Below are 6,902 nucleotides of genomic sequence, written 5' to 3'. Positions count from 1 at the left end.
GGCGCGGTGGTGCTGGCGCTGCTCTGCGGGCTGCTCGGCTGGATGCTGCTCAACGTCCTCAAGCGGTTGACCCTGAAGTCTCTGGCGATGCGGCTGGCGGTAAACCGGCTGCTGCGCCAGCCCTGGTCGACTCTGAGCCAGCTCTCGGCATTCTCCCTGTCGTTCATGCTGCTGGCGATGCTGCTGGTACTACGCGGCGATCTGCTCGATCGCTGGCAGCAGCAGCTCCCGCCGGAGAGCCCTAACTACTTCCTGATCAACATCGCTCCCGAGCAGGTAACGCCGCTGAAGGCGTTTCTTGCCGAGCACCAGATCGTTCCCGAATCCTTCTACCCGATTGTGCGGGCCCGTCTGACGCAGATTAACGGTCAGAGTACCGAGGGGAACAAGGACGAGTCGCTCAACCGGGAGCTGAACCTCACCTGGCAGGCGAATCGGCCGGATCACAACCCGCTCACCGCGGGCAGCTGGCCACCGAAGGCGGGAGAGGTCTCAATGGAGGAGGGGCTGGCGGAGCGGCTCAATATTCGCCTTGGGGACAGCGTAACCTTTATGGGCGATACCCAGGACTTCACTGCAAAAGTGACCAGCCTGCGTAAGGTGGACTGGGAGAGCCTGCGGCCGAACTTCTTCTTTATCTTCCCAACCGGCGCGCTGGATAACCAGCCTCAGAGCTGGCTGACCAGCTTCCGCTGGGAGAACGGTAACGGCATGCTGACCCAGCTTAACCGGGAGTTTCCTACCGTCAGCCTGCTGGATATTGGGGCGATCCTCAAGCAGGTCGGCCAGGTATTAGGGCAGGTGAGTCGGGCGCTGGAGGTGATGGTGGTGCTGGTGACGCTCTGCGGCATCCTGCTGCTGCTGGCTCAGGTCCAGGTTGGGATGCGCCAGCGGCATCAGGAGCTGGTGGTCTACCGTACGCTGGGCGCCGGCAAGCGCCTGCTGCGCACGACGCTGTGGTGTGAGTTTGCGCTGCTGGGCTTTGTCGCCGGGCTGGTAGCCGCCATCGGCGCGGAGACGGCGCTGGCAGTGCTCCAGACCCGGGTGTTTGATTTCCCGTGGCAGCCTGACTGGCGGCTGTGGATCATACTTCCGCTCTGCGGGGCGCTCTTGCTCTCGATCTGCGGCGGCTGGCTGGGTACCCGGTTACTGAAGGGTAAAGCGCTGTTCCGCCAGTTTGTAGGTTAACCTCACCCCTCATGCGCGCCGGGGATTATCCCGGTGCGCAACTTTTCCCCTCGATGATTATTCAGCAAATCCATGTTTTAGCAGCACAAAATCATAAAAAAGCGCCACCACGGCCATATTAATAAAAGATATTATTTGCCCGCTAAATAGTTAGCTATATATTCATCAAGGAAATAGTTCCATGGCGATAAAAATAACAGCGCTGGCGATGACGATCGGCGCAGCAGTGGCATTGACATCTTTTTCTACTCAGGCGGAAATTACGCTTTTAAAGCAGGACCCGGCCGCAGGCGATGCGCTAAGCCGCCTCAACTTTGCCGTCGGCGGCAGTATTCGTCCGCAGTTCAACAATATGACCGGCGATGGCGATAAAGGCTCATACAAACGTAACGGTTTTGACGGCGGCACGCGTTTCCGTTTCGCGGCCGATTACTACCTGTTTGATGACATCAACTGGACCAACTACTACGAAGTGGGCGTGAATATTCCGGCGGTATTTGACTGGGATAATCACTACGCCAAAGGCGCGAATGATACCAGCCGCCGCATGCTCTATACCGGTTTCAAAAGTAAAACCTGGGGCGTGCTGACCTTTGGCCAACAGAATAGCGTCTACTACGATGTGATCGGGTCAAAAACCGATATCTGGGATTACGACATGATCGGTCAGGCACCGGGCAACGGTATCAACGGCGACTACGACGGCTCCTACCGTTCACGCAAGATGCTGAAGTATAAGAAGACTGTAGGCGACGCCGATATCTACGCCTCTTACTTGTTTAACGACAACTATAACCCGATGAACGGCCTGCGCTATGAGCGTACCGGCGGCGGCTCGCTGGGTCTCGACTACCGTCTGACCTCCGATCTTACCTGGGGCACGGCGTGGAACTATACCCGGGCAAAAATCTACAATCCGCGCAGTAACGACAGTAAAACATGGGATCAAAACATTCTCGGTACGGCGCTGAGCTGGTCCCCGGACCGCTGGACAATCTCCGTCGGCGGCGGCTGGTATCAGAACTTTATGACCACTAAAAAAGTCTCTATCGATCACTACTTCGCCGGCGATGCGTGGGGGATTGAGTACTATGCGGGCTATAAAATTCCGGTAGGCCAGTACGCGCTTAAATCCGTGCAGCCGTACGTGATGGGCGATCGTATTGAGTATCTGAACGGTCGCAGCTACCAGCGCACCGACAACGGTGTCGGGGTAACCTTCCAACTCGATTACGGTTTCCGCGTTGACTATGAGCATGTCTTCACGTCCAGCACGGATAATCTGGGCGACATGAACCTGGTACGTCTACGCTACGATTTCTAATCGAGTGTTCCCCGGCGGCGCAGGCGTTTGCCGGGGCATCACTATCTATATGAAATATTTTCAATTACCGCCGCGTCGGGTTTATGCCATCTTAACGCTCTGCGTTATGCATAAATTGTCAAAAAAGCGCGCTGTTTAGTCCGGCGCGTCATACAGCAAACACAATACACTTTGGGAGAATCTATGGGACGTCGTCTCAGCTTTCGTGCCAGCGTTGCTGCACTGCTTCTGGCCTGTGGCCTGCCGTTTGCCCACGCCAGCGATCCGCAAACCATCACTTTCGGCGTTGCGCCGGGTCCGTACGGCGATATGGTAAAGCAGGCCATTGCCCCTTCGCTGAAAGAGAAGGGCTATAAGGTGGTGGTGCGTGAGTTTAGCGACTACGTGCAGCCGAACATGGCCCTCGCTAACGGCAGCATCGACGCCAACCTGTTCCAGCACTCGCTCTATTTAGAGAAGTTCGCCGCCGATAAAGGGCTGAAGCTCACTAAGCTGATCGTCGTTCCCACGGCGGGCATGGGGCTCTACTCCCATAAAGTCACCAGCGTCGATCAGCTGAAGAAGGGCGATATCGTTACCCTGTCCAACGATCCCACTAACCTGGCGCGCGGCCTGCGTTTCCTCCAGGCAATGCAGCTGATCACCATCAAAGAGAATATCGATCCGACTAAAGCCTCCGAGCGCGATATTGCCAGCAACCCGAAAGGGCTGGTATTTAAACCGCTGGAAGCGGCGCAGCTGCCGCGTACGCTGGACAGCGCCAGCGCCGCGCTGGTGAACGGCAACTTTGCCATTGCCGCTGGCCTCAAGCTCTCCTCCGCCCTTAAGCAGGAGCAGCTGGATGAGAACCTGAAAAACGTCATCGCGGTGCGCACCGAAGATGCCGAGAAGCCGTTCGCCAAAGATATCGTGGCGGCGGTGCAGTCTCCGGCCTACCGGGCGGTGATTGACGATCCGCAGAACATCTTCAACGCGTTCCAGAAACCAGAGTGGATGCATGATTGAGCTAAATAACGTCTGCGTCGATTTTCCCGCAGGCATGGGTCCCACGACCCGGGCCGTGGACGATGTCAGCCTGCATATCACGGCAGGGGAGATTTTTGGCATCGTTGGCACCAGCGGCGCAGGGAAAAGTACCCTGCTACGCACTCTGAATGCCCTGCAGCGCCCTGGCCAGGGCGAAGTAAAGGTCAACGGCGTAACGATCTCCGCCCTGGAAGGCGTCACGCTGCGCAAGGCACGCCAGCGCATCGGCATGATCTTCCAGCACTTTAACCTGATGCACACCCGCACCGTGGCGCAGAACGTCGCCTTCAGCCTGAAGGCCGCAGGCTGGGCCAGCAGCGAGATTGCCCCTCGGGTGAAAGAGATCCTTGAGCTAGTCGGTCTCGCCGATAAAACAGGCCGTTTCCCGGCCCAGCTCAGCGGCGGGCAGAAGCAGCGGGTGGGTATCGCCCGCGCGATTGCTAACCACCCGGACGTGCTGCTCTGCGATGAGCCGACCTCGGCGCTGGATCTGGAAACCTCCGCGACGATCCTTGCTCTGCTGAAAGAGATCAACGTCCGGCTGGGGATCACCATCGTGCTGATCACCCATGAGATGAACGTGATCAAATCGATCTGCGATCGGGTGGCGGTGATGTCCGCAGGTAAGGTCGTGGAGCTGGGCGAGGTGTTTGATATCTTTGCCCATCCGCAGCATCCGTTTACCCAGCAGCTGGTCTCGCACACCCTGAACCTGACCCTGCCGGAGCGGCTACAGCAGGATCTGCCGGGGCAGCTGGTGAAGATCCTGTTTATCGGCGATTCCGCCGAGCAGCCGGTGCTCTCTGAGGTGGCAGTGATGTTTGGCGTGGCGGTCAATATTCTGCACGGCAAAATTGAGTATCTCGGCGAGAGGGCGCTGGGGATCCTGGTGGTGCGCTTAACCGCCGCCGATAATCCGGCCGCGGTCGAGGCCGCCGTCGATCATATCCGTCAGCGTACAGCCCAGCTGGAGGTGCTTCATGGATGATTTACTGGCCGATCTGAGTCTGGCCTTTGGTGAAACCTTCCAGATGCTGAGCATCTCCACGGTGCTGGCTATCGTCGGCGGCCTGCCGCTCGGCTTCCTGATCTTCGTGACCGACAGGCATCTCTTCTGGCAGAACCGTGCGGTGTATCTCATCAGCTCCGTGCTGGTGAACATTATCCGCTCCGTGCCCTTTGTGATCCTGCTGGTGCTGCTTCTGCCGCTAACGCAGTTTTTGCTCGGCAACACCATCGGGCCAATCGCCGCCTCGGTGCCGCTCTCGGTGGCTGCTATCGCCTTCTATGCCCGGCTGGTGGACAGTGCATTACGTGAGGTGGACAAGGGGATCATCGAGGCCGCCGAAGCCTTTGGGGCCAGCCCGCTGCGTATCATCTGCACCGTGCTGCTGCCGGAGGCCAGCGCGGGCCTGCTGCGCGGTCTCACTATCACCCTGGTGAGCCTGATCGGCTACTCGGCGATGGCGGGGATCGTGGGCGGCGGCGGAGTAGGGGATCTGGCGATCCGCTACGGCTACTACCGCTATGAGACGCAGGTGATGGTCGTCACCGTGGTGGCGCTGATTATTCTGGTGCAGGTTGTACAGATGCTGGGGGACTGGCTGGCGAAACGCGCCGACAAGCGCGATCGCCATTGATATCGTGGGTACGGTAGATTTTGTAGGCCCGGTAAGCGTAGCGCCACCGGGCGTTTACCGCTTATAGCTTCGCACAGGCCCATGCGATACCGCTGGCATACTCCGGCGGTAACAGCGGCACGATCGCTTCCAGCGTTGCGCTCAGGCGGTCGGTGTCGCTGTCGTTGAGGTTCAGGTGTCCTACCTTGCGGCCAGCCCGCACCTCTTTGTCATACCAGTGTAGATGCACCAGCGGCAGCTTCAGCCAGTCGTAGTTCAGGTCGCTGCCGATCAGGTTGATCATTACCGACGGGGCATTCACCACCGGCGGCGGCAGCGGCAGGCCGGTAATGGCGCGCAGGTGCAGCTCAAACTGACTGATTGACGCGCCGTTTTGCGTCCAGTGGCCGCTGTTGTGTACCCGCGGAGCCAGCTCATTAATCAGCAGGCCGCCGGGCGTCACAAAGCACTCCATCGCCATCACACCAACGTAGCCCAGCTCGCTCATGATCGCGCCCAGCATCGCTTCGGCCTGCGCCTGCTGTTCTGCATCAGCCTGCGGGAAAGCCACGCTGGTACGCAGAATGCCGTCCTGGTGCAGGTTATGGGTCAGCGGATAGAATACGGTGCTGCCGTCGTGGCCGCGTGCCCCCACCAGCGACACTTCGCCACTAAAGTTAATCCCCTGCTCGACAATACACTCCCCATAGCACTCCGCAGGCAGCGTATCGGTCTCGTCGGCGCGCAGACGCCACTGGCCGCGGCCGTCGTAGCCGCCGACGCGGCGCTTAACGATCGCCAGCTCGCCCAGTGAGTTAAATACGGCTGGCCACTCGTTGGCGCTGGCCAGCAGCTGCCACGGGGCGGTCGCCAGAGACAGGCGATCGAAAAGCTGCTTCTGGGTCAGGCGGTCGGCAATAATCGGGAAGACGTCGCGATTAACAAACGCCGGATGGCGCGCCAGCTCACGGGTCAATGCCGTCTCCGGCCAGCGTTCAATCTCGGCGGTAATTACGCTCTGCGCAAAGGGCACAGCTTCCGGCTCGGCATCCAGCCCTACCGGCCAGACGGCGATGCCCAGAGGCTCACCGGCCTGGCGCAGCATCCGGCCCAGCTGGCCGTTGCCGAGGACGCATACCTGTTTCATGCCGCACCTCGCGGATCCGGGTTATCCAGCACTTCATCGGTCTGGGCTTTACGCCACTCTGCCAGACGCTGATGCAGTTCGCGGTCGTGAGTAGCAAGGATCTGCGCCGCCAGCAGCGCCGCGTTGGCGGCCCCGGCTTTACCGATCGCCAGCGTCCCGACTGGAATACCGCGCGGCATCTGAACGATGGAGTAGAGGCTGTCAACGCCGCTCAGCGCTGCGCTCTGCACCGGTACGCCCAGCACGGGCACCAGGGTTTTGGCTGCGATCATGCCCGGCAGATGCGCCGCGCCGCCTGCACCGGCAATAATCACCTGATAGCCATTCTGCTCTGCGCCTTCGGCGAAGCTAAACAGTTTATCCGGGGTGCGGTGGGCGGAAACGACTTCAACATGGTGGGGAACGTGCAGGATATCGAGGACTTCAGCGGCGAACTGCATGGTTGCCCAGTCGCTTTTGGACCCCATCACGATGGCGATACGTACCGGATTATTGCTCGAAGACATGCGTCTAAAAACTCCTGTGGATGTGCGGCATAACGCGTAACAGGGCACAGAGAATAGCATGGAAATCGGGCAAGGAAAACGGTTGCGCGGCT

7 protein-coding genes are annotated in these 6,902 nt (G+C 59.4%); 5 read left to right on the top strand and 2 right to left on the bottom strand.

Annotated elements, in window-relative coordinates; genetic code table 11:
* From RTP97_RS03730 to RTP97_RS03710, 5 genes are all read left to right on the top strand, one after another.
* On the top strand, positions 1 to 1,188 hold a 1,188-nt coding region (locus RTP97_RS03730), incomplete at its 5' end, for an FtsX-like permease family protein (RefSeq protein ID WP_312411050.1).
* 181 nt (positions 1,189 to 1,369) lie between these two features.
* A complete protein-coding gene (locus RTP97_RS03725; RefSeq protein WP_312411049.1) occupies positions 1,370 to 2,512 on the top strand; it encodes an autotransporter domain-containing protein in 1,143 nt (380 codons plus the stop codon).
* A 183-nt stretch (positions 2,513 to 2,695) separates the two neighbouring features.
* The gene (locus RTP97_RS03720) at positions 2,696 to 3,517 is read left to right on the top strand and encodes a MetQ/NlpA family ABC transporter substrate-binding protein (RefSeq protein ID WP_312411047.1); all 822 of its coding nucleotides are present in this window, start codon (positions 2,696 to 2,698) and stop codon (positions 3,515 to 3,517) included.
* The gene (gene sfbB / locus RTP97_RS03715; RefSeq protein WP_312411045.1) at positions 3,510 to 4,526 is read left to right on the top strand and encodes a virulence-associated ABC transporter ATP-binding protein SfbB; all 1,017 of its coding nucleotides are present in this window, start codon (positions 3,510 to 3,512) and stop codon (positions 4,524 to 4,526) included. The genes RTP97_RS03720 and sfbB overlap by 8 nt, the downstream gene beginning before the upstream one ends.
* Positions 4,519 to 5,178: a methionine ABC transporter permease gene (locus tag RTP97_RS03710; RefSeq protein WP_238083475.1), complete on the top strand. Its 660-nt coding sequence runs from the start codon at positions 4,519 to 4,521 to the stop codon at positions 5,176 to 5,178. The genes sfbB and RTP97_RS03710 overlap by 8 nt, the downstream gene beginning before the upstream one ends.
* Before the next feature lie 61 nt (positions 5,179 to 5,239).
* On the opposite strand, the gene purK is transcribed toward RTP97_RS03710, so the two are convergent.
* Positions 5,240 to 6,304, bottom strand: coding sequence for a 5-(carboxyamino)imidazole ribonucleotide synthase (gene purK / locus RTP97_RS03705; protein WP_312411043.1), 1,065 nt, complete (start codon positions 6,302 to 6,304; stop codon positions 5,240 to 5,242).
* On the bottom strand, positions 6,301 to 6,810 hold the full coding sequence (purE, locus tag RTP97_RS03700) for a 5-(carboxyamino)imidazole ribonucleotide mutase (protein ID WP_312411041.1): 510 nt from the start codon (positions 6,808 to 6,810) through the stop codon (positions 6,301 to 6,303). The genes purK and purE overlap by 4 nt, the downstream gene beginning before the upstream one ends.
* Positions 6,811 to 6,902: the final 92 nt, after the last annotated feature.

The organism is Pseudescherichia sp., from assembly GCF_031998825.1.
In the GTDB taxonomy this organism is placed as follows: Bacteria; Pseudomonadota; Gammaproteobacteria; order Enterobacterales; family Enterobacteriaceae; genus Pseudescherichia.
Note: the sequence above shows the minus strand (reverse complement) of the source record. Positions and strands in the feature narration are given on the sequence as shown.